This window comes from Bartonella sp. CM86QHHN (assembly GCF_042194695.1).
Classification (GTDB): domain Bacteria; phylum Pseudomonadota; class Alphaproteobacteria; order Rhizobiales; family Rhizobiaceae; genus Bartonella.
In genome coordinates this window covers 22,947-44,565 of sequence record NZ_JBHIND010000006.1, presented here as the reverse complement: position 1 = coordinate 44,565, position 21,619 = coordinate 22,947, and the positions used below count along the sequence as shown (strand labels likewise).

The 21,619-nt window shown below is 39.8% G+C and carries 25 protein-coding genes and 2 pseudogenes; 20 read left to right on the top strand and 7 right to left on the bottom strand.

Annotated features, from left to right (window positions below):
• Positions 1–97 precede the first annotated feature (97 nt).
• From ACFIKX_RS00605 to virB11, 20 genes and pseudogenes are all read left to right on the top strand, one after another.
• Positions 98–448 carry a TrbC/VirB2 family protein gene (locus ACFIKX_RS00605; RefSeq protein WP_375612518.1) on the top strand — a complete coding sequence of 117 codons (351 nt, stop codon included), beginning with the start codon at positions 98–100 and terminating at the stop codon, positions 446–448.
• A gap of 27 nt (positions 449–475) precedes the next feature.
• Complete coding sequence (locus ACFIKX_RS00600) at positions 476–799, top strand: type IV secretion system protein VirB3 (RefSeq protein WP_375628050.1); 324 nt, start codon at positions 476–478, stop codon at positions 797–799.
• Positions 799–3,159, top strand: coding sequence for a VirB4 family type IV secretion/conjugal transfer ATPase (locus tag ACFIKX_RS00595; RefSeq protein WP_375628048.1), 2,361 nt, complete (start codon positions 799–801; stop codon positions 3,157–3,159). The genes ACFIKX_RS00600 and ACFIKX_RS00595 overlap by 1 nt, the downstream gene beginning before the upstream one ends.
• Positions 3,156–3,932, top strand: a complete 777-nt coding sequence (locus ACFIKX_RS00590) for a type IV secretion system protein (protein ID WP_375628046.1) — start codon at positions 3,156–3,158, stop codon at positions 3,930–3,932. The genes ACFIKX_RS00595 and ACFIKX_RS00590 overlap by 4 nt, the downstream gene beginning before the upstream one ends.
• Before the next feature lie 24 nt (positions 3,933–3,956).
• Positions 3,957–4,229, top strand: coding sequence for an EexN family lipoprotein (locus ACFIKX_RS00585; protein WP_375628044.1), 273 nt, complete (start codon positions 3,957–3,959; stop codon positions 4,227–4,229).
• Positions 4,229–4,540: pseudogene (locus ACFIKX_RS00580) on the top strand (EexN family lipoprotein); the annotation flags it as partial. The gene ACFIKX_RS00585 and the pseudogene ACFIKX_RS00580, both read left to right, overlap by 1 nt.
• A gap of 137 nt (positions 4,541–4,677) precedes the next feature.
• Positions 4,678–5,052 (top strand): EexN family lipoprotein, encoded by a 375-nt coding sequence (locus ACFIKX_RS00575; RefSeq protein ID WP_375628042.1) that lies wholly within the window; start codon positions 4,678–4,680, stop codon positions 5,050–5,052.
• 2 nt (positions 5,053–5,054) lie between these two features.
• A complete protein-coding gene (locus tag ACFIKX_RS00570; protein WP_375628040.1) occupies positions 5,055–5,417 on the top strand; it encodes an EexN family lipoprotein in 363 nt (120 codons plus the stop codon).
• Between the two features lie 36 nt (positions 5,418–5,453).
• On the top strand, positions 5,454–5,672 hold the full coding sequence (locus tag ACFIKX_RS00565; RefSeq protein WP_375628039.1) for a hypothetical protein: 219 nt from the start codon (positions 5,454–5,456) through the stop codon (positions 5,670–5,672).
• Between the two features lie 48 nt (positions 5,673–5,720).
• Complete coding sequence (locus ACFIKX_RS00560) at positions 5,721–6,137, top strand: EexN family lipoprotein (protein ID WP_375628038.1); 417 nt, start codon at positions 5,721–5,723, stop codon at positions 6,135–6,137.
• A 35-nt stretch (positions 6,138–6,172) separates the two neighbouring features.
• Positions 6,173–6,415 (top strand): hypothetical protein, encoded by a 243-nt coding sequence (locus ACFIKX_RS00555; protein ID WP_375628036.1) that lies wholly within the window; start codon positions 6,173–6,175, stop codon positions 6,413–6,415.
• Positions 6,416–6,442: 27 nt separating this feature from the next.
• Positions 6,443–6,844, top strand: a complete 402-nt coding sequence (locus ACFIKX_RS00550) for an EexN family lipoprotein (protein ID WP_375628034.1) — start codon at positions 6,443–6,445, stop codon at positions 6,842–6,844.
• 285 nt (positions 6,845–7,129) lie between these two features.
• Complete coding sequence (locus ACFIKX_RS00545; RefSeq protein WP_375628033.1) at positions 7,130–7,516, top strand: EexN family lipoprotein; 387 nt, start codon at positions 7,130–7,132, stop codon at positions 7,514–7,516.
• A 305-nt stretch (positions 7,517–7,821) separates the two neighbouring features.
• A complete protein-coding gene (locus ACFIKX_RS00540) occupies positions 7,822–8,223 on the top strand; it encodes an EexN family lipoprotein (protein WP_375628031.1) in 402 nt (133 codons plus the stop codon).
• A 26-nt stretch (positions 8,224–8,249) separates the two neighbouring features.
• Positions 8,250–9,173 (top strand): type IV secretion system protein, encoded by a 924-nt coding sequence (locus ACFIKX_RS00535; protein WP_375628029.1) that lies wholly within the window; start codon positions 8,250–8,252, stop codon positions 9,171–9,173.
• 7 nt (positions 9,174–9,180) lie between these two features.
• On the top strand, positions 9,181–9,465 hold the full coding sequence (locus tag ACFIKX_RS00530) for a type IV secretion protein VblB7 (RefSeq protein ID WP_375628062.1): 285 nt from the start codon (positions 9,181–9,183) through the stop codon (positions 9,463–9,465).
• On the top strand, positions 9,462–10,133 hold the full coding sequence (locus ACFIKX_RS00525) for a virB8 family protein (protein WP_375628027.1): 672 nt from the start codon (positions 9,462–9,464) through the stop codon (positions 10,131–10,133). Before ACFIKX_RS00530 ends, ACFIKX_RS00525 begins: the two co-directional genes overlap by 4 nt.
• A 2-nt stretch (positions 10,134–10,135) precedes the next feature.
• On the top strand, positions 10,136–10,987 hold the full coding sequence (virB9, locus tag ACFIKX_RS00520) for a P-type conjugative transfer protein VirB9 (protein WP_375628026.1): 852 nt from the start codon (positions 10,136–10,138) through the stop codon (positions 10,985–10,987).
• A 27-nt stretch (positions 10,988–11,014) separates the two neighbouring features.
• Positions 11,015–12,187 carry a type IV secretion system protein VirB10 gene (virB10, locus tag ACFIKX_RS00515; protein WP_375628024.1) on the top strand — a complete coding sequence of 391 codons (1,173 nt, stop codon included), beginning with the start codon at positions 11,015–11,017 and terminating at the stop codon, positions 12,185–12,187.
• Positions 12,188–12,204: 17 nt separating this feature from the next.
• Complete coding sequence (gene virB11, locus ACFIKX_RS00510) at positions 12,205–13,257, top strand: P-type DNA transfer ATPase VirB11 (RefSeq protein ID WP_375622633.1); 1,053 nt, start codon at positions 12,205–12,207, stop codon at positions 13,255–13,257.
• 176 nt (positions 13,258–13,433) lie between these two features.
• Here the strand turns inward: virB11 and ACFIKX_RS00505 are convergent, their stop codons facing one another.
• The 7 genes and pseudogenes from ACFIKX_RS00505 to ftsH form a co-directional block, all read right to left on the bottom strand.
• Complete coding sequence (locus tag ACFIKX_RS00505; protein ID WP_375628021.1) at positions 13,434–13,577, bottom strand: hypothetical protein; 144 nt, start codon at positions 13,575–13,577, stop codon at positions 13,434–13,436.
• A gap of 580 nt (positions 13,578–14,157) precedes the next feature.
• The gene (locus ACFIKX_RS00500; protein WP_375628019.1) at positions 14,158–14,277 is read right to left on the bottom strand and encodes a type II toxin-antitoxin system RelB/DinJ family antitoxin; all 120 of its coding nucleotides are present in this window, start codon (positions 14,275–14,277) and stop codon (positions 14,158–14,160) included.
• 168 nt (positions 14,278–14,445) lie between these two features.
• Positions 14,446–15,963, bottom strand: coding sequence for a type II toxin-antitoxin system protein adenylyltransferase VbhT (gene vbhT / locus ACFIKX_RS00495; RefSeq protein ID WP_375628017.1), 1,518 nt, complete (start codon positions 15,961–15,963; stop codon positions 14,446–14,448).
• On the bottom strand, positions 15,950–16,135 hold the full coding sequence (locus ACFIKX_RS00490; protein WP_375628016.1) for an antitoxin VbhA family protein: 186 nt from the start codon (positions 16,133–16,135) through the stop codon (positions 15,950–15,952). The genes vbhT and ACFIKX_RS00490 overlap by 14 nt, the downstream gene beginning before the upstream one ends.
• 200 nt (positions 16,136–16,335) lie before the next feature.
• Positions 16,336–16,581 (bottom strand): annotated as a pseudogene (locus ACFIKX_RS00485) (HigA family addiction module antitoxin).
• A gap of 911 nt (positions 16,582–17,492) precedes the next feature.
• Positions 17,493–18,866: a phosphoglucosamine mutase gene (gene glmM, locus ACFIKX_RS00480; RefSeq protein ID WP_375628014.1), complete on the bottom strand. Its 1,374-nt coding sequence runs from the start codon at positions 18,864–18,866 to the stop codon at positions 17,493–17,495.
• A gap of 553 nt (positions 18,867–19,419) precedes the next feature.
• A complete protein-coding gene (gene ftsH / locus ACFIKX_RS00475; protein ID WP_375628012.1) occupies positions 19,420–21,582 on the bottom strand; it encodes an ATP-dependent zinc metalloprotease FtsH in 2,163 nt (720 codons plus the stop codon).
• Positions 21,583–21,619 lie beyond the last annotated feature (37 nt).

Genomic DNA, 21,619 nt, shown 5'->3' with positions numbered 1-21,619 from the left:
CGATAGAAAAATTTATTTTTTTCATTTATATGATTCCCGATTAATATTTTGAATATTAATTTTGTGATTAACTTAAACATAAAGCGGGGGAATTTTCATGAAAAACATGAATAATTCGTTCATTAATGAACATACCTTACAAAAAACTATTCTATCCAACACCCAAAAGAAATGGTTAACAGCAGCATTGATGCTGTTTATTGCCTTCATGGCACTGAGTGAACCAGCATTTGCTGATGGCGGCTTCGGAAAAATTGAAACTGCTCTTCAAAAAATAGTTGATGCTTTAAAAGGACCAATTGCAAAATCAATCGCAACCATTGCGATTGCTGGTGTTGGGCTTGCATGGATTGCTGGTTATGTTGAAATGCGTAAAGCTTTCTTTGTTTGTGTTGGCATCGGCATTGTTTTTGGTGCATCGCAAATCGCATCAATGTTTATGTCTTAATTCGCTTAACTTTAGCCTTTCAAAGCCATGAAAGAGCACGACAAGCTAACAGAAGATACGTTATTTCTTGCTTGCACGCGCCCTGCAATGATTGCAGGCGTGACGGTGGAAGCTATGGGATTAAATGGGATAGGAACGATGATATTGTTCATTATGGCAGGCAATATTTTTTTTCTAACCTTTGGTGTGATGCTGCATTTCATATTCAAGGAAATCCTAAAGCATGACCATAACAAATTTCGTATTCTTCTGACATGGCAAAAAACAAGTATTTTTGCCAGAAATTCGAGTCTATGGGGTGGGGGAAGTATTTCTCCATTACGATTAATTCGTAATTATGAGGAATTATAATGAATAGAACAGAGCGCAAACGTGAAAAGCAGCCAGAGGCGATCATTCCTTATGTGCGCCATGTCAATAAACACATCATTGCGCTGGATTCACGCGCTCTCATGAGCGTTATTAAACTTGAAGGCATTAACTTTGAGACAGCGGATATTATTGATCTGAATGTGCTTCACGAACAGCTCAATAATCTGTTTAAAAACATAGCGGATGAACGGATAGCGCTTTATAGCCATATTATCAGAAAGCGTGAAACGATTTATCCGGATGGGACTTTCAGATCGGCATTTGCCAAGCAATTAGATGATAAATATCGCGACCGGATGATTTCACAGGAGCTTTATCGCAATGAGCTTTATCTTTCTATTTTGTGGAATCCACACGTTGATCAAACGGATAAATTAGTGGAGTTTTTCAAACGTTTAGGCAAAGCCAAGCAAGAAAAGACAGAAGTTGATGCAGAGTCCATTCGCAAGCTTGAAGATATTACCACAGATCTTATTCAAAATTTAGAGCGTTATGGTGCAAAAAGACTGAGTCTTTATGAACATGAAGGTAATATTTATTCGCAGCAAAGTGAGTTTATCCACCAATTGGTGGGAGGTCGTCGTGAACGTATCCCTCTCACATGGGGGACGATAGCTTCGACTGTTTATTCAGACCGTCTCATTTTTGGAAAAGAGATCATAGAAATACGCACCGAGGCGGGACAGCGGTTTGCGGGCATGTTTGGTTGGAAAGAATATCCAGCAAAAACTAGGGTAGGCATGGCGGATGGTTTGCTCACCCTTCCCTTTGAGTTTATTTTCACCCAATCTTTTATTTTCAAGAGCAAAAATGCTGCCAAACAGATTATGGGGCGCAAACAGAATCAAATGGTCAATGCAGGAGATCGAGCAGGTTCACAAATTATGGAACTGGATGATGCGCTTGATGATCTTGAATCCAATCGTTTTGTTTTAGGGGAGCATCATTTATCATTGGCAGTTTTTGCTGATACGCCGCAAGAGTTAGCGGATAATCTTGCCAAAGCGCGTTCTCGTCTTACAGATGGTGGGGCTGTCATTGCGCGGGAAGACTTAGGGTTAGCAGCAGCTTGGTGGGCACAATTGCCTGGCAATTATGCTTATCGCACCCGCTCTGGTGCAATAACAAGCCGCAATTATGCAGCGCTTTCTCCTTTTCATTCTTTTCCGGTTGGAAAAATAGATGGCAATGTGTGGGGACCGGCGGTCGCCTTGATGAAAACCTCTGCTGGTTCACCGTTTTATTTTAACTTTCACTTTGGTGATTTAGGCAATACGTTTGTTTGTGGTCCCTCTGGTTCTGGGAAAACGGTTATTGTCAATTTTCTTTTAGCGCAACTTCAAAAGCATGATCCCAATATGGTCTTTTTTGACAAAGATCGGGGCGCAGAACTTTTTGTCAGAGCGGGTGGCGGCACTTATATGCCCTTGAAGAATGGTAGACCGACAGGCATAGCACCGCTAAAAGGCTTAGACTATAACAATCCAGCAGATAGAGTTTTTTTACGCCAATGGATTATAAAGCTTGTTTCTTCTGAAGATCAAAAGATCAGTGAATCAGAAAGACAAGATATTTCTGCTGCTGTTGACCAACTTGCCTTGTTGCCAAAAGAACAACGGACAATATCGGCCTTACAAATGTTTTTTGACACCACGCACAGGGAGGGGATAGCGGGTCGTTTAGAAAGATGGTGTAAAGGCAATGCCTTAGGGTGGGTTTTTGACAATCCTGATGACGACATTGGCATTGATGCAAAATTTATTGGTTATGACATGACGGATTTTTTAGACAATAATGAAATTCGTCCCCCATTAATGATGTATCTTTTTCATAGGATTTTATCTCTGATTGATGGACGTCGTATTATCATTGTCATTGATGAGTTCTGGAAAGCCTTAGAGGATGATTCCTTTAAAGCCTTTGCGCAAGACAGGCTGAAAACTATCCGTAAACAAAATGGTTTGATGTTGTTTGCAACGCAATCTCCCAAAGATGCGATCAATTCGACCATTGCTCACACCATTATAGAGCAATGCCCCACACAGATTTATTTTCCCAATCAAAAGGGCAATCATGGGGATTATGTAGAAGGGTTTAAATTATCGGACAGAGAATTTAACCTGATACAATCAGAATTAAGCCGTGAGTCACGGCGTTTTCTCATCAAACAAGGACAAAGTTCAGTTGTAGCAGAACTAAATTTACGCGGCTTTGATGATGAAATAGCCATTTTAAGTGGCACCACCAAGAATATTGAACTCCTAGAGACCATTATGGATGAAGTTGGACAATCTCCAGAAAAATGGCTTCCTATTTTTCAAGAAAGGTCAAAGCAATGAAAAAACTTTTATTGGCAACAGCCGTCTATGCAGCTTCATTTGGCTTTCAAACAAATGCCTTTGCCATCGTGGTATTTGATCCCACAGCTGTTGGACAAATAATGAAACAAGTCCAGCAAGGCACACAACAGCTTGGCAAATTGCAAGAACAAATTCAACAAGGCAAACAACAGCTTGAGCAATTAAAGAGCCAACTCGATCAAGCGAAACAATTATATAACTCCTTAAATGTCAAGCCTGACATTTCGGGATTGAAAGAGATGTTTAACAAGCAAGGGAGCAGTGGCGCCCTCCCTTCAGATTTCAACCACTTTCAACAATCGATGGGCAGTGGCGGCGGCGGTGGCGGCGGTGGCGGTGGCGGCAGCAAAAACACGCAAAAATGGCAAGAAGAACTTAAATACAAAGAGCCCTCAGGGGGTGCAGACTCAAAAGAGGCAGTAGATGCTTTTTACGCACAAGAAGTGAAAAAAGCCGAACAGCGCGTAGTAGGACAAGCAGCCAAAGGACAAGACGTCTACGAAGAAGCCAGTGAAACACAAAAAAACATTACCAAGCTCCTTGACGAACTTGGAAGTACTGAAGATGCGGGTAAAATTCAAGGCATTCAAGCACAATTAGAAGCAATACAAGCAAAACTCCAAACACAAGTTCTCCAAATGCAAGCCGCCGCGATGATTCAACAAGCAGAAGAAAAAGCGGCAGAAAGACGTGAAATAGAAGAATTTAAAGCACGAACCAAAGCTTTGGCCCAAAAAATGCGTGGTCAATAAAGAGTAAAAAAGAGGGGCTTGAATATGAACAAGATCATCATAACAACATTGCTACTTTGCACAGGGCTTCTCGCTGCTGGTTGCGAAAAAACCCATAGCGTAGAAGAATTTAAGAAAGATCACAAATTATACGAAAAATGGAAAATGAAATGTATGACATCAGGGGATCTCGATTCGCAAAATTGTAAAAATGCAGAGCAAGCTTATCGTGAGAGTCTTCCAACATGGGGATGGGGGAGAACTGGCTCGACAAATGACGATAAACAAGAATCTGAAAAGAAACAGGACAATAAATAATGAATAAAGTTCTCATAACAACATTGCTACTTTGCACAGGGCTCATCACAGCTGGTTGTGAAAAAACTTATAGCGTCGCAGAATTTAAAAAAGATAAAAAATTATTTGAAGAATGGGCTGTGAGATGTGGATGGTCAGGAACTTCAAAAAATTGTGAAAATGTAAGAGTAGCCGATCACGAACTTGCGACAGAACGCAGGAAAAAGGCTGAAGAAGAAAACCGTAAACGTAGAGAAGAATGGGAAAAAAAGCAAAAAGAAGAAGAAGCTAAAAGAAAAGCTGAACATGAAAAATGGAAAGCAGAACAAGAAGCAAAGCGACGCGCTGAAGAAGAACGAATTGAAAAATGGGAAGCTGAAGCTGAAAAACGGAGAATTAAAGAAGACGCTGAATGGCGAGCTAGAATTAAAGAGGATCAGAAAAGAATAGATAAGATCTGGAGCACGCCATGAAGAAAATCGTCATCACCACACTGCTGCTTTGCACAGGGCTCATCACGGCTGGATGTGAAAAAACCTATAGCGTCGCAGAATTTAAAAAAGATAAAAATTTACGCCTAGAGTGGGATGCTAAATGTGGATTCGCAGGGACTTCAAAAAATTGTGAAAACATGCGGTTAGCATTTTTAGAACTTCAAAAAGAATATGACGCCAAAGCTGAAGAAAGAAGCCGGAAAGCGGCAGAGAGCTTCAACAAAGCGATGGATGAACTTATGGCTAAACAAAAAGCTGAACATGAAAAATGGAAAGCTAAAGAAAAAGCAAAAGAACAAGCCGAACGAGAAGCAGAAGAGCGCGCTAAACAACAACAGGACAGTCATTAATCATGAATAAAGTTCTCATAACAACATTGCTGCTTTGCACTGGAATTATCGCTGCTGGATGTGAAAAAACCTATAGCGTCGCAGAATTTAAAAAAGATAAAAATTTACGCTTCGAGTGGGATGCGAAATGTGGATTTGCAGGAACTTCAAAAAATTGTGAAAACATGCGGTTAGCATTTTTAGAACTTCAGAAAGAGTATGAAGCAAAAGCAGCAGAAAGAAGTCGTAAAATTGACGAAGAAAATCGCAAATCAATGGAAAAATTGAAAGCTGAACAAGACGCTTGGATTGAAAAAATGAGAGCTAAACGAGAAGCAAGAGAACGCGCTAAAAGAGAAGCTGAACAACAACAAAATAACCATTAAATTATAAAAATATACAATGAAGAGTGGAGCATCTAAATGGCAATAATAACGAAAGGCGTATTTACTGATATAGATGATATGTTAATGAAGCCAATTACAGAGACAATGGATAAAGCCATTACACATCGCTATTGCGCTTTAGCTGCTCAACTTAAAGAGCTTTGTGCACTTTATAATATATTTATGACAACATTATGTCTGTGCCCTAGATTTATCATCACTGGTTATAAAAAACCAGAACATAGCAGAATTTAAAGATTGTGCTCAAACCTCAAAAACTGAAAGAAAGAAGGGGAAATATCTATGAATAAAGTTCTCATAACAACATTGCTACTTTGCACAGGGCTCATCACCGCTGGTTGTGAAAAAACCTATAGCGTTGCAGAATTTAAAAAAGATAAAAAATTGATGGAAGAGTGGAATGCTAAATGTGGATTCGCAGGAACTTCAAAAAATTGTGAAAACTTAAGATTAGCACAACTTGAACTTGAAAAGGAATATGAAGCAAAAGCTGAAGAAAGAGCGCGTGAACGCGAAGAAGAAGATCGTAAAGCGATGGAAAGATATGAAGCCGAAATAGAAGCTAGACATGAAAAATGGAAAATTGATTTTGAAAAAAGAAAAGCTGAAATGGAAAAAAGAAAAGCTGAAGAAAAAGCAAAAGAACAAGCCGAAAGAGAAGCAAAAGAGCGCGCTGAACAACAACAAAATAACAATTAAATTATAAAATACACAACAAATAGCGGAGCATCTAAATGGCAATAGAAACCAAAGGTGTATTTACTTGGATAGATAATACTGTAATGCATTCCCTTACAAAAATAATGGATAGCGCCATTACACATCGCTATTGCGCTTTAGCTGCTCAACTTAAAGAACCTTACAGACTATACAATAGATTTATGGCAACATTATGTCTGTGCCCTAGATTTATCATCACTGGTTTAAAAAAACCGATAACACAAGCAGAATTTAAAGATTGTGCTCAAACCTTGTAAAACTGAAAGGAAAAAGGGGAAATATTGATGAATAAAGTTCTCATAACAACATTGCTACTTGGCACTGGAATTATCGCTGCTGGCTGTGAAAAAACCTATAGCGTCGCTGAATTTAAAAAAGATGAAAAATTACGCCTAGAGTGGGATGCGAAATGTGGATTTGCAGGAACTTCAAAGAATTGTGAAAACATGCGGTTAGCATTTTTAGAACTTGAAAAAGAATATGAAGCAAAAGCAGCAGAAAGAGAGCGTGAAGATGATGAAAAGTTTCAAAAAATGATTAGAGATTCCGAAGCCGAAATGAGAGCCAGACTTCAAAAAATGGAAGCTAATACTAAAAAAAAATTAGCTGAACAAGAAGCGAAAGAGCGTGCTGAGGAAGAACAAGAAGCAAAAGAGCGCGCTGAAAAAAAACAAAATAACCATTAAGACATAATGAAGAGCGGAGCATCTCAATGGCAGTAGAAAGCAAAGGCATATTCACTAAGATAGACAATATGTTAATGGATCCCATTACAAAAACAATGGATAACATCTATTGCGCTTTAGCTGCTCAACTTAAAGAACCTTACAGACTATACAATAGATTTATGGCAACAATATGTCTGTGCCCTAGATTTATCATCACTGGTTGTAAAACAACCGATAACACAAGCAGAATTTAAAGATTGTGCTCAAACCTTGTAAAACTGAAAGGAAAAAGGGGAAATATTGATGAATAAAGTTCTCATAACAACATTGCTACTTTGCACAGGGCTCATCACCGCTGGCTGTGAAAAAACTTACAGCGTCGCAGAATTTAAAAAAAATCCAACGTTGATGGAAGAGTGGATTGCTAAATGTGGATTAGCAGGAACTTCAAAAAATTGTGAAACTCTAAGATTAGCACAACTTGAACTTGAAAAGGAATATGAAGCAAAGGCTGAAGAAAGAGCGCGTAAAGATCAAGAAAAATTTGATAAAGCTATGGAAAAGGCTAGAGCTCAAATGGAAGCCGATCTTGAAAAAATGGAGGCTGAGACTAAAAAATTGCAAGCCGAACAAGAAGCGAAAGAACGTGCTGAAGAAGAACGAAGAGCGAAAAAACAAAATAACGATTAAATTATAAAAACACATAATGAATAGCGGAGCATCTAAATGGCAATAGAAACCAACGGTGTATTTACTGACATAGATGATACTGTAATGCATTCCCTTACAAAGACAATGGATAGCACCATTACACATCGCTATTGCGCTTTAGCTGCTCAACTTAAAGAACCTTACAGACTATACAATAGATTTATGGCAACATTATGTCGCTGCCCTAGATTTATCATCACTGGTTATAAAAACCGATAACACAAGCAGAATTTAAAGATTGTGCTCAAACCTTGTAAAACTGAAAGGAAAAAGGGGAAATATTGATGAATAAAGTTCTCATAACAACATTGCTACTTGGCACTGGAATTATCGCTGCTGGATGTGAAAAAACCTATAGCGTTGCAGAATTTAAAAAAGATAAAAATTTACGCTTCGAGTGGGATGCGAAATGTGGATTTGCAGGAACTTCAAAGAATTGTGAAAACATGCGGTTAGCATTTTTAGAACTTCAGAAAGAATATGAAGCAAAAGAAGCAGAAAGAAGTCGTAAAATTGCAGAAGAAAATCGCAAAAGATATGAAGAATTTGAAGCTGAACAAAAAGCCAGACTTGAAAAAATGAGAGCTAATACTAAGAAAATACTAGCTGAACAAGAAGCAAAACGACGTGCTGAGGAAGAACAAGAAGCAAAAGAGCGCGCTGAAAAAAAACAAAATAACCATTAAAACACGATGAAGAGCGGAGCATCTCAATGGCAGTAGAAAGCAAAGGCGTCTTTACTAAGATAGACAATATGTTGATGGATCCCATTACAGATACAATGAATAACGCCATTTCCAATCTTTCATCAAGCTTAGGTGCTCCGCTTAAGCTGTCTTGTACAATCTATATTATATTTATGGGCTACAATATCATCTATGGGCGTTCTTCCATGCCACTGTGGGAGTTTATAGCGACAACTTTCAAACTGGGCATCATTGTTACACTTGCTACAAACGCTGCTCTTTATAATGAGTGGGTCAGGGATATATTTTTCCATGATCTGCCGAATGCCATTGCAAATGTCACACAAGGAGCACATGTGGATCGAAATGTATGGGATAATATGATGAACCAAGCTGGAGCACAGGTTTTGGACGCAGCAAACCAGTACACAGGTCTGACTCAAATGGGGATGTTTATTGCGACATGGATTGCTGGTTTTATCTGCCTAGTTGCTGCTGCCTTTTTTTGTCTAGTCGGTTTTGTTGTTTCATTATTTGCTAAATTGGGTTTGTTTCTTGTCCTATCAATAGGACCACTCTTCATAAGCCTCTATATGTTTTCCTCAACCAGAAAATTCACAGAAGCATGGTTAGGGCAAGTCGCAAACTTCATCATTTTATATGTGTTAGTCGTGCTGCTTGGTGGTTTATATGTTAACATTTCAATGAAAGTTTTTTCAGGAGATATTAAAAATATCTTCACTACTTTAATTCAGTTCTTGGTTGTTGGTCTTGGTGGTATTTACCTTTTCCTCAGACTCCCTGATATCGCATCAGCTTTAGCCTCTGGGGGGGCTTCTCTTACAGGCTCAGGACCAGTCGCTAAAGCAACAGCTCAACTAAGTGGACGAGCTGCTAATGCAGCAACAAGGGGCATTAAAAAATTAGCATCACTATTAAAAAAGGTCTAAAATGAAAATGCGGGAATTTAAAAAAATTGGGATTATCTTACCATTTCTCTTTCTCAGTGGCTGTATGTCTTCACCAAACACACTGAAGTCACTCCCAAAATGTGATGGATATTCTAAACGTCCACTCAACAGATCAATGTGGAATTGGGAAGGGAAAAAACCCACGCCCACGCCCATTATCATCAGTAACAACACCCCTTCACCCGTAGAAGGTAAGCTGGAAACGCTTCTGGCACAAAAATTAACGGATGAAGAAATAAAATCCTACAAAGATTGCGGAAAAAAAGCATGAAAGAAAAAGACGTAGAACAATATATTGCCGAAGCGCGCTCGTTTGATCAAGACCGCATGCTCGCTTCACGCCGCACCACCCGCGTCTCCCTTGCCATTGCCGGCATCGCGGTTGCGGTTGCAATAATGTCTTCTCTCGCGGTCATCACCCTCACGCCCCTTAAAACCGTGGAACCTTTTGTCATTCGCGTCGACAATTCAACTGGCATCACCGAAGTTGTGGAAGCCCTAAAAGAAGGTCCCACCAATGTCGATGAAGCAATCACACGCTACTTTGCTGCAAAATATGTCCGCTCCCGTGAAGGCTTCACCACAGAAGAAACACAACACAACTTCCAAACCGTCTCCCTCCTCTCTTCTTCAGAAGAACAGGAAAGATTTGCCAGCTGGTATGGAGCAAGAAATCCCCAAAGTCCTCAAATTCTCTATAAACACGCCGCCGTTACAATAACAATAAAATCAATCTCCTTTATCAATGACGATGTCGCCCAAGTGCGTTACTACAGAACCATTCATGACAACGACAACAACAAAGAATTCATCACCCACTGGGTTGCAACACTTACCTTTGAATACATCAATGCCCCTATCTCTGTCCAAAACCGTTTGATAAATCCTCTAGGGTTTATTGTTAGTGAATATAGAACCGATCCGGAAGTGGTCAACTGATCATGACAAAAAAAATTCTTTTTCTCATTCTTAACATCGCTATTACCCTTTCTTTAACGCCTAGCCATGCCAGTATTTTTCCCACTCGTGCGCCAAGCGATAGCCGCATTCGCTTTATCAACTATGATGCCTATAATGTCACAAAAATTATTGGCTCCATACGCTCATCGGTACAAATAGAATTTTCTCCCAATGAAGAAATTGCCCATGTAGCAATTGGCAACAGCGTTGCATGGGAAGTCGCCCCCGCTGGCAATATTCTTTTCCTCAAAGCGCGGGAAGTCCAACCCATTACCAATCTCCAAGTCGTCACCACAAAGCTTGATGGCTCAAAGCGCTCTTATCAATTTGAACTCATCATTAAAGATGGAGAAATTTCCTCTGGACAAGAAACATATTTCCTTGTGAAATTTCGCTACCCACAAGAGGAAGCAGAACAAAGAAGACTCGCAGCCCTTATGCGACAAGAAAAACAACAAGCCCAGCGTATCGATAATGTCTTCAACGCTTCTGAAACCTACGGACCACGCAATTGGGCTTACACCGCTCAAGGCTCTATCACTCTTGAACCCTCCTCTGTTTATGACAATGGCAAAACAACAACATTTACATTTCCAGACAACCAAGAAATCCCCGCCATTTACATTGTCAGCAATGACGGTACAGAATCGCTGGTTCCCAAAACCACAAGAGGCAACATGGTGATTGTCCATGCCATTAGCGCACGCTTCACCCTAAGACAGGGAAAAAACGTCCTATGCGTCTTTAACGAAGCCTATCAACCAAAAGGCACAAATCCAAATACCGGAACAACCTCACCATCTGTTGAACGTAAAATTGCATCAGATCTTTAAATAAGCGGGAATTGAAGGGGACAACACATGAGTGATAAACCAATCATCGAAGATCGAGGATCTATTGGGGATGGCAAAAACAATAGCGCCAAAACCGCCGGCAAAAAAATAGTTGTCGCAATCGCCTGTATAGGAATCTGCGGCTATGTGCTCTGGAACATCTTATCCACCCCCACAGAACAAAAAGACACCGCAAAAGCTCATAAAAAACAAGCACAAAACTTTCACAATTCCCTCGCCCCTTTAGAGCTTGCGCCCTCTGACCCGCGTGCCAACATAGCACCAATAACCTTACCACCCCCACAACCACTCGCACAAGAACCCAAAAAAGATGACCCACTACTTGATGCCGCAAGACGCGCCCCTGTTTTAGCTTTTGCCAAAGGTTCTAAATCTCAATTAAAAGACATTGTCAACACGACTCTCAACCCCCTTGAAAAATTCCATGCCCTCGAAAATCTCGCGAATGCGCAAAATTCTCCTGCCCTTCAAGACACACAAAATTTTGCAACCCTATTAAAGCCTACCAAAACAGAAGAAACAAAAGCAAAACTCATCGGCAATAGAAACTTTATCATCGCCATGGGAACCTCTATTCCCTGTATCTTAGAAACCGCATTAAACAGTGAGCAACCAGGCTTTGCAAGCTGCATCATCAACCGTGATATCCTCTCTGACAATGGGCGCGTTGTTTTGCTTGATAAAGGAACCCAAGTGATTGGCGAATACCGCGGAGGGATAAAACAAGGTCAATCTCGCCTCTTTGTACTCTGGACAAGAGCAAAAACCCCAACCGGTGTCATCATCGACCTTGCCTCACCAGCAACAGACAGTTTAGGCAGAGCCGGTTTTGATGGCAACATCAACACCCATTGGTGGGAACGCTTTGGCTCTTCCCTTTTACTCACCGTTATTGATGGTGCCACAACAGTTTTAACAAATAAAATAGTAGGCAATTCCAATAAAGAAGGTTCAAACAACTCTGGAGGTGGCGGTTTTGAAGGCGCAAACAACACTGGAAAAGAGGCCGCCAGTATTGCTCTTGAAAATCAAATCAACATCCCTCCTACCTTAGAAAAATTTCAAGGCGAACTCGTCAACATCTTTGTAGCAAAAGATCTCGATTTTTCCTCTGTCTATAAACTAGTCGTAAAGAGCAAAAGAAACCGCTCTACTCCCAGCTATTCCTTTTTTCATTAAGCCAATAAAGTCACATTATGCCATCAGCAAAAAATGCAGAACGCGCCTCCATCGTCTTAACAAAATTAAAGATCTTAGATGATTTCCTCAATGACGACAATTTATTTGAAATTGTTATCAATCGCCCTGGTGAAGTAATCGTTGAGGGTCCCAATGGTTGGCAAACCCACATCTTAAAAGAGCTAACCTACAGCGAACTAGAAGGGATTGCAAAAGTTGTTGCTGCCTACACAACACAAAAAATCAGTGTAGAAAACCCCGTTCTCTCCGCAACACTGCCCAACAACGAACGCATACAAATTGTTATGCCTCCAGCAGTTGCAGCCAATACCATTAGCATGACCATTCGTAAACCTTCATCACGCACTTTTTCTCTTGAAAGTTTACATGAAAACAATCTGTTTTCTGTTGCCCAAAACACCAGTTTCACACCCACGCAACAAATGACAGAACGGTTATCCGAACTCTCTGATACAGACAAAGAGCTAACAGATCTCTTTATCGCCAAAGATTTTTGCACCTTTTTAGAAAGAGCCGTTATTACACAACAAAATATCTTAATATCGGGCAAAACCGGTTCTGGTAAAACAACCCTCTCCAAAGCTTTGATTGCAAAAATCCCTGACTATGAACGAATTCTCACCATTGAAGACACACCAGAACTTGTCGTTCCGCACGCCAACAAAGTCCAACTTTTTTATTCAAAAGATAACCAAGGCTTAGCAAAAGCAGGCGCAAAAGAACTGCTTGAATCAGGCTTACGCATGCGCCCCGACAGAATCCTTCTACAAGAGCTGCGTGATGGTACAGCCTTTTACTATATCCGTAATGTCAATTCTGGTCATCCCGGCTCCATTACCACCGTCCACGCCTCAACAGCCCTTGCAGCCTTTGAACAAATGACCCTTTTAGTCAAAGAAAGTGACGGTGGTGGTAATTTAGCACGCGATGATATCCGCGGCTTATTAATCTCGATGATTGATGTCATCATCCAATGTAAACGCCTTGAAGGAAAATTTCGTGTAACAGAAATCTATTACGACCCTTTCAAACGCCGTGATGCTTTTTAAAAAAACGCTACCCCTCACACCCTTTTTTATAAGCAAAAACTATACCAATAGAGCTTTCTTAAAAACACGATTATAAGCCGCGGATATCATCGCGTGCTAAATTACCACCATAGCTTCAAGTTCATTTTCAATGAATTGAAAGCAAAAAGAAGTAAAAATATCATCCCCATTCCCAATCACGAATGCGCCCCACAGGAAAACCAAAACGTGCCGAAAATGATATCTATAACCCTATATTTTTTCTGATTTTTTTTGACATCAACATTTGCAGGAATATAAATACCAAATTTAGTATCCGCTTCACCTTTAGCTTCAGACAAAAGCTTCACAAACACCTTTTAATATACGAGGTCCTGCTTTATGTGCCTTATCCATTATTATTCTTTTCGATATTCATCAAGGCGCAATATAAAAATTTTCTTCAACGCATTCCTCTCTGATTTTGTCAAATTACCTCAAGATGATTGACTGTAAATATCTTCGATCAACACCGGAATATTTTAACCACCAAAAAAGGGTATAACCTTATATCCCCCACTTTTACTCTTATGCTTTTAAACCTAACTTTCCTTGGCTTTCTCTCAACCCTTGCATAAGACCACCAGCATCTGAATGAGTAGCAATAAAAGAAACAATATCAAATAATTATTCAGGCGATATGCCTTCTTCTTTCACAGAAATTCAATAAGCTGCCATTTCAATCACGGTTTGCATACATCATTCAATATACGGAAACACCCATAACGATAATGATGTAAATGAAAAGCTAATTTGAAGTGAATGATCAGAAATATCAAATATCCAAATGACAAAACAAATCTTACCTATCTTCAGCTATATCTCTTTACCCTTGTCACTTCTCTTAACCCTTGTTACTTCTCTTAACCCTTGTTACTTCTCTTAACCCTTGTTACTTCTCTCGAAAGTTTTAAGCGTTTTCTCATGAAGAATAGACATATCAAACGGCAATCCTCTTTCATCAACAACTTTTGTCAAAGCAATACGGATGAAATCAGACACCGTAAGTCCTAAACTTGCTAATATTTCACCGGATTTTTTTTAACGCCCTATCTATGCAGGCACATACAACATCTTTTGTCACACCCATATTAAACACCTCCTTTGATTACCTCTCTTTTACCGTATGGCTTAATAGGGCTTATACAGCATAAGGCTTTATCCTTGCCCTTACCGTATCATATCTATTGATCTTGCACGCGCTATTGCGTTGATTTTCTCCTGTTGTCTCTGTTGCAAAAACTTAACTGCCATTTGAAACTCTTTTATGCGTTCTTTATTATAAGACTGTTCTTTGGGGATTGCTTTTGATAAATCAAAACCATATTTATGAATGGCATCATGTCCAAAACGTTTATCTAAAACACTTTGTAGCTTTAAAAACTCTTGATTAACCTGCTCTGGTATCTTTGAATAACTATCACAACCAGCTTCAACGTTTTTCATAAAAGTCACTGCTTCTTGTGAAAGTGACGGAACCTCAACTTTCAATCGCTCACGCTCCCGTATAACACTATCCATATGTGTCTCATAAGAATTCTTATAAAAGGATTGAAGCTCTCTCATAGTAGAAACAGCAAGAGGAACATGATAAAGCGCTTCTTTTCGTTCTTTTCCTGTAGCCTTCAATTTATCGATAAAACGATCTGACCCACGCAGTTCGCCTGCTCTATCATGTTCCCTTTCCAAAATATCAGGAAGTTTATCGCCTTTACCTGCTAAAATCGTTTGCTCAATCCTAAACGCAGCCTCTTGTGGATCTCTATAAATAGATGCTAAATGACTGTTTAACTCCTTAAACACATCAATGTAAGATTTTTTATTTCTAAGAGCGCTTAGCACCTTCTGTTCTAGATTAGAATTATCTATATAAGCAGCAAGGTATGGCTCTCGTTCTGTTGCTTTTGCAACAACATTCAAATCATTTTGTAATTGTTCAAGTTCTTCTTTTTGACGTTTAGCAAAACTTGTCTTTTCTCTATCCCAAGGAGTTTCAATCTTCTCTTTTTGTTGTTCCAAGCACTCTTTATTAAGATAAACGCCAAAAGCAATATTTTTGCCAATACCTTGAGAAACATCATCCCTTTTATTTTCTGTAAACTTGATAAGGTTCTTATAGATGAGTGCAGATAGATATTCTGAATTACCAAAATGTGCTTCAATTGACGCACGTGTCATTTCTTGTCGCTCAATACCCTTCCAGTTGATATGATAACCAGCTTCACGAGCCAGTTGCACCATAAATTCACGCTGAGTACGCCCATTCCCCTCTCGAAACGGATGCAACGCATTCAATTCGCCCATGTAATACCCAGCCCTTTGGCTAAAGTCATAAGCGCCAAGACCACGCAGATACTGTTCTTTTGCAAGCTTTTTTGTAATCTTCGGTGCATAACTTTCAATCTGATTATAACTAGCAAACATACTATTGCCTTTGGCAATATCCACTAAACGAACTTGTCCCGCCCATTCATATATGTCGCCAAACAGTCTTCTATGAATCTCTTTCATGTAATCCAGATCAAACTTACCACCAATAGGAGTATGTACAAATTCGAAAGATTTCACATAAGAAATCGTAGATTCTACACGTTGTAGCGTGGCTTTGTCTTTAATACCAAACCGATTATACATCACACCAGTTTCAGGATCAGTATGAGGATCACCGCTCCCCTTATACTTCTCCACGTTTTACCCTCTCCATATAATCTTTGAGGATATCACTTGTTTCAAACTCTCCAATAATAACACGTTCCATTTGCTCAACGACTTTTGGATCTGGCTCTAATCCCTCTAAACGTTGGCTTGCCAATGCATTTTCAGCATAGAGGCGACGCAGCTTAATTTCCTCTTCACTCAATATATTAAAACCCTCCTTTGCTTATATTTATTATAGCCAAACAGACTATAGAAACAAGATTTTATTCCTTGTCTTACCCGCGTTACATCTTTTGACCTTGTACGCTCATACGCATGATTTAGCTCTTGTATACGTTTCTGTTGCAAAAACTTAACTGCCATTTGAAACTCTTTTATGCAATCTTGATCATGGGACTGTTGTTAAGGATTTTTTTTTGATAGATCATAATTTGTTTGCATAGCAAGCCAAGCACGTGCTGTGCTTACACCAGACATTTCAAGCCTAATAGCAAGATTAGCACTCATAGCGGCTTTTCCATTTAAAACTCTAGAAAGTGCTACACGAGATATACCAAGCTACTCTGCTGCTTCATTAACGGATAAACCAAGCTCTTTGATCACATCTTCTCGCAATAATTCACCGAGATGTGAAGGATTCTTCATCATTGTTTAGACCTGCTTTTTGATGACAATCTAGATAATCAACCATTTCCACATCTATGCTATCAAAGCGAAATATTACGCAACAATTTCCATTTACAGTAATTGACTAATAATCCTTGAAATCACCCTTTAGCAGATGTAATTAAAAGGATGGATAACTCAAATCTTTTGGCGATACATCTCCTTCAAGAGCACTTAGAATACGCTTTAATTTTTGAGCATGGGCGGTTCTAATCCCTTCAGTCGTACCAGTATTATAGAAGGCTTCAATCCTTTTATGTTTAAATCTTAAAATTGTAAATGAATATAGAGTGTACCCTTCCAAGATACAAAAAATGTTCATTATTTTTACATCACACGGCTTTTTTTACTTTATAAACATTAGAACTGTCGTGAAAAAATTGCTCATTCTCATCTCTTTCTCATTATTCTACTAATTATTGGAAAAGTATAAGTTCATAATTAGGAGGAGCTAAACGTAATAGGAGCGTATCATATCTCCAATTGGCAGCGGCACTTAGAAACATCAAGATGATATAACCACAATGACCATTGCTGTTTGATGTTCATGAGGCGCTGCACCCGCTGTATATCGAGTAAAAAGAATGAATAACACTAATAACCCCCTACAAACTCTGTTAAACTAATAACCGGTTTACGAATAAGTAAAAGAAAAAGGAAAATCAAAAAAAGGCATATTTTTCATATCTTACGAACTATAGAGAACTCTATACGCATTGTAGTTATTAGAATTGGACTTTTCCCTTTTTTATTTAATTTGTTCGTAGATAGAGTATCCATTACCGTTATTACATCACTAACAGAGTTAATAATCATACCTTTTGTAATTGCCAAAATCCCGCATTAAAATCAGACCTTTATTCAAAGATGATCTGATAATTTTCTCAAAAAATTCAAGATTCCTCAAGTGCAGTCCCCATGCGTACATCATGATGAATAATAACATCCATCAACTCTGTCACGACCGCATCCAACACTTCTTGTGCATCGCCTTCAGCCATAAGACGGATAACCGGCTCAGTCCCAGAAGCGCGGATCACCAGCCTTGCCTCTTTTCCCAACCGCTTCTCTGCTTGATCAATGGCCGCTTTGACGGGATTTTTTTTCAAGACATTTTTATTTTTAATCGTTACATTTTTTAAAATTTGCGGTACAGGTTCAAACCGTTTACACAATTGGCTCATAGGGCTTTGACTTTCCTTCATACAGGCTAAAATCTGCAATGCAGCCACCAAGCCATCACCCGTGGTACCAAAATCACTAAGCACGATATGGCCAGAAGCCTCACCACCAACATTATATCCCTTTTGGCGCATGGCATCGACAACATAACGATCTCCAACTTTTGTCCTTACAAGGTGCAACCCTTTGCTATTCAAGAAACGCTCTAGTCCAAGATTTGACATAATCGTTGTGACAACACCATTGCACCGTAATCGTCCCATTTTATGCCAATTTTCAGCAATTACAGCAATCAACTGATCTCCATCAACCGTTTGTGCTTTTTCATCAACAATGAGAACACGATCTCCATCTCCATCAAGAGCAATCCCCACATCAGCACGCACTTCATGCACTTTTCGTTTTAAAGAGCTTAAATCGGTTGATCCACATTTTTGATTAATATTGGTCCCATTGGGTTCATCATGAATAGCAAAAACCTCAGCCCCCAATTCCCATAAAGCACGGGGAGCCGCTTTATAAGCAGCCCCATTGGCACAATCCACAACAATACGCACAGTATCTAAGCGAACATCACGCGGCAAAGTTCGTTTGGCATATTCAATATAACGATAAATATCTCCCTCAACCCGTTTTGCATAACCAATTTCGGCAGAACTTGCTAAAGATTTTGAAAGATCTGTATCGATCAATTGTTCAATTTTGGCTTCCATATCATCTGAAAGTTTAAAACCATCAGGACCAAAAAGTTTAATTCCATTATCATAGAACGGATTATGAGAAGCAGAAATCATCACCCCAAGATCCGCTCGCAAAGAGCGGCAAAGCATTGCAACAGCAGGGGTTGGCACTGGACCCAATAAAAAAGCTTCCATCCCCGCAGCAGTCAACCCTGAAACCAAAGCGTTTTCCAACATATAGCCAGATAATCGTGTATCCTTGCCAATCACCACACGATGAGATTGATGTTGTGAGCGAAATAAAACCCCTACAGCCATCCCCACCTTCATGGCAAAATCGGGTGTCATAGGAAATGAATTGGCTTTCCCCCGAATTCCATCTGTACCAAAATATTTTTGCACCATGCCTCTTTCCTTTAATATATAATTCTTCCCTTGGCTTTTTCTTAAAATCCTAACAAGCCCCCTTGGTACAATAGTCCTCCTCTCCCCGTATAAAATCAGATCATTGATCTTAAACCTTCATGCATTTAGACAATCAAGCCCCCTATTCACCATCTACATATCTAAACCACTCTCAAGCAATTATGTTTACACCCTTACACATAAAAGCAATATTATCTCCTCAAAATGCTCTATACATCCCTTTAACACAACCAACGGATAATTTCACACACTTGCTAAATCCGTAAAGAAACCCAGCACCAAACCTCATACCCTACCAAATCAGCAAGGAAATCTATCGCCTAACCTCACAACCCCCTACCACATTAGAAAAGCAACAGTCCACCTCGCCTTGTAGCATGCTAAAGCCGCCATCATACAACGGCTTTGCTTAATTTTTTGCTTCCATATTTTTGCAAATATTACAAGAAAGGCGCAAACAAAACTTGCGCCTTTCTCAAAGAATTTAGAAGTTTTCCTAAAACATCGTCACTCAAGCGGTATTAAATAATTCTTATTTTTCTTTATCATCTCCCGCAGTATTGGACTTTTTTTCAGTATTACTTTTAGAGCGGTTGACTGATTTTGTAGTACCTTTTGTGCTTTGTGCTTTTTTCTCAGTCTCATCCGATTGCACTTCTTTAGACTGAGCCTCCTTAAGCTCAACATTACCCGATTTTGCTGTTTTTTTCCCAACAGCTGCCTCTGCTTTACCTGCCTTGCCTTTATCGGTCTCTTCTTTATGAGGCACTGTTTTAGGGGCTGCTTCAGCGTTTTTTTCATCCACCACTGTTGTCTCTGTTCTGACCGTTCCAGTTTTTGGAACAGAAGACCCCCGTGGCGCAGCACCCTCATCTTTCTGTGTGCGTGAAGGAGGCTTTCCTGCAATAACTTCGTTAATTTCAGCTCCCGTTAAAGTCTCATATTCCAACAAACCTTGTGCCAAAGCAAACCATTCTTTTCTTTTTGTTTTCAAAATGTTTGTCGCATTTTTATAGGCATCATCAATAAGCTTACGCACTTCCATATCAATCATGCGCGCTGTTTCTTCAGAAACATTTTGTGTTCGCGCAACAGAATGACCCAAAAAGACTTCATCTTGGTTATCGCCATAAGCTACATTTCCAAGCAGATCAGAAAATCCCCACCGTGTGATCATCGCGCGAGCTAATTTCGTTGCTTGCTCAATATCAGAAGAAGCACCGGAGGTGATATTTTCCTTTCCAAACTTTAATTCTTCAGCCACACGTCCACCCATCATAATGGCCAGACGAGAAATCATCCACCGATAACTCATGGAATAGCGATCGCCTTCAGGCAATTGCATCACCATTCCCAATGCTCTTCCCCTTGGAACGATTGTTGCTTTGTGGACAGGATCAGCAACCGGCACATTAAGAGCCACAATAGCATGTCCTGCTTCATGATAGGCAGTGAGTTCTTTTTCCTCTTGTGTCATAGCGGTTGAACGACGTTCCGCCCCCATCATCACCTTATCTTTGGCATCTTCGAATTCTTGCATCGTGACAACTCTTTTATTACGGCTTGCAGCCATAAGAGCAGCTTCATTGACCAGATTCATCAGGTCCGCACCGGAAAATCCTGGTGTTCCCCTTGCCAAAATTTTCAAATCAACGTTAGGCGCTAAAGGCACGTTGCGCACATGCACTTTCAAGATTTGTTCACGCCCAGAAACATCAGGGTTTGGCACAACAACTTGTCGGTCGAAACGCCCTGGTCTTAACAAAGCGGGATCAAGCACATCGGGACGGTTTGTTGCAGCAATAAGAATAATACTTTCATTGGGCTCAAACCCATCCATTTCGACAAGCAACTGGTTTAAGGTCTGTTCACGTTCATCGTTTCCACCGCCAAGACCAGCCCCCCTATGGCGCCCAACAGCATCGATTTCATCAATAAAGATAATACAAGGTGCATTTTTTTTAGCCTGTTCGAACATATCGCGCACACGGCTTGCCCCAACACCAACAAACATTTCCACAAAATCAGACCCTGAAATGGTAAAGAATGGCACATTGGCTTCACCGGCCACAGAACGTGCTAGCAAAGTTTTACCGGTTCCTGGAGGACCAACAAGCAAAACACCGCGTGGGATACGCCCCCCTAAGCGTTGAAATTTTTGTGGTTCGCGTAAAAATTCAACAATTTCTTGAAGATCTTGCTTTGCTTCTTCTACGCCAGCAACATCTTTAAAGGTAATACGTCCTTGCGCTTCATTAAGCAATCTTGCTTTCGATTTCCCAAATCCCATTGCACCGCGTGATCCATTTTGCATTTGCCGCATAAAAAAGACCCACGCCCCCACGATAATAATAACAGGCAACAAGGAAAAGAGGAGATTGAGGAAAATGCTATTTCCAGAGCTTTCAGGAATAGCTTTAACATTGACGTTTTTACTTTCCAATTTTTGTATCAAACCTGGATCGCGAGGAGCATAGGTTGAAATAGCTCTATGTTCAATGGTTTTTCCTGTTAATTTTTGACCTTGAATGGTCACAGATTTCAACTCATTATTCTCAACTTTTTGCAAAAATTCAGAATAGGAGACTTCTCCACCACCAGAACGTTGGCTATCTCCATTAAAGAGAGAAAACGACACAATCAAAATCAATGCAATAACTCCCCAAATAAGGAGAGAGCGGTAATTGGAATTCATATTCAGCCCACTTAATCAAATATAGATTTCAAACAGT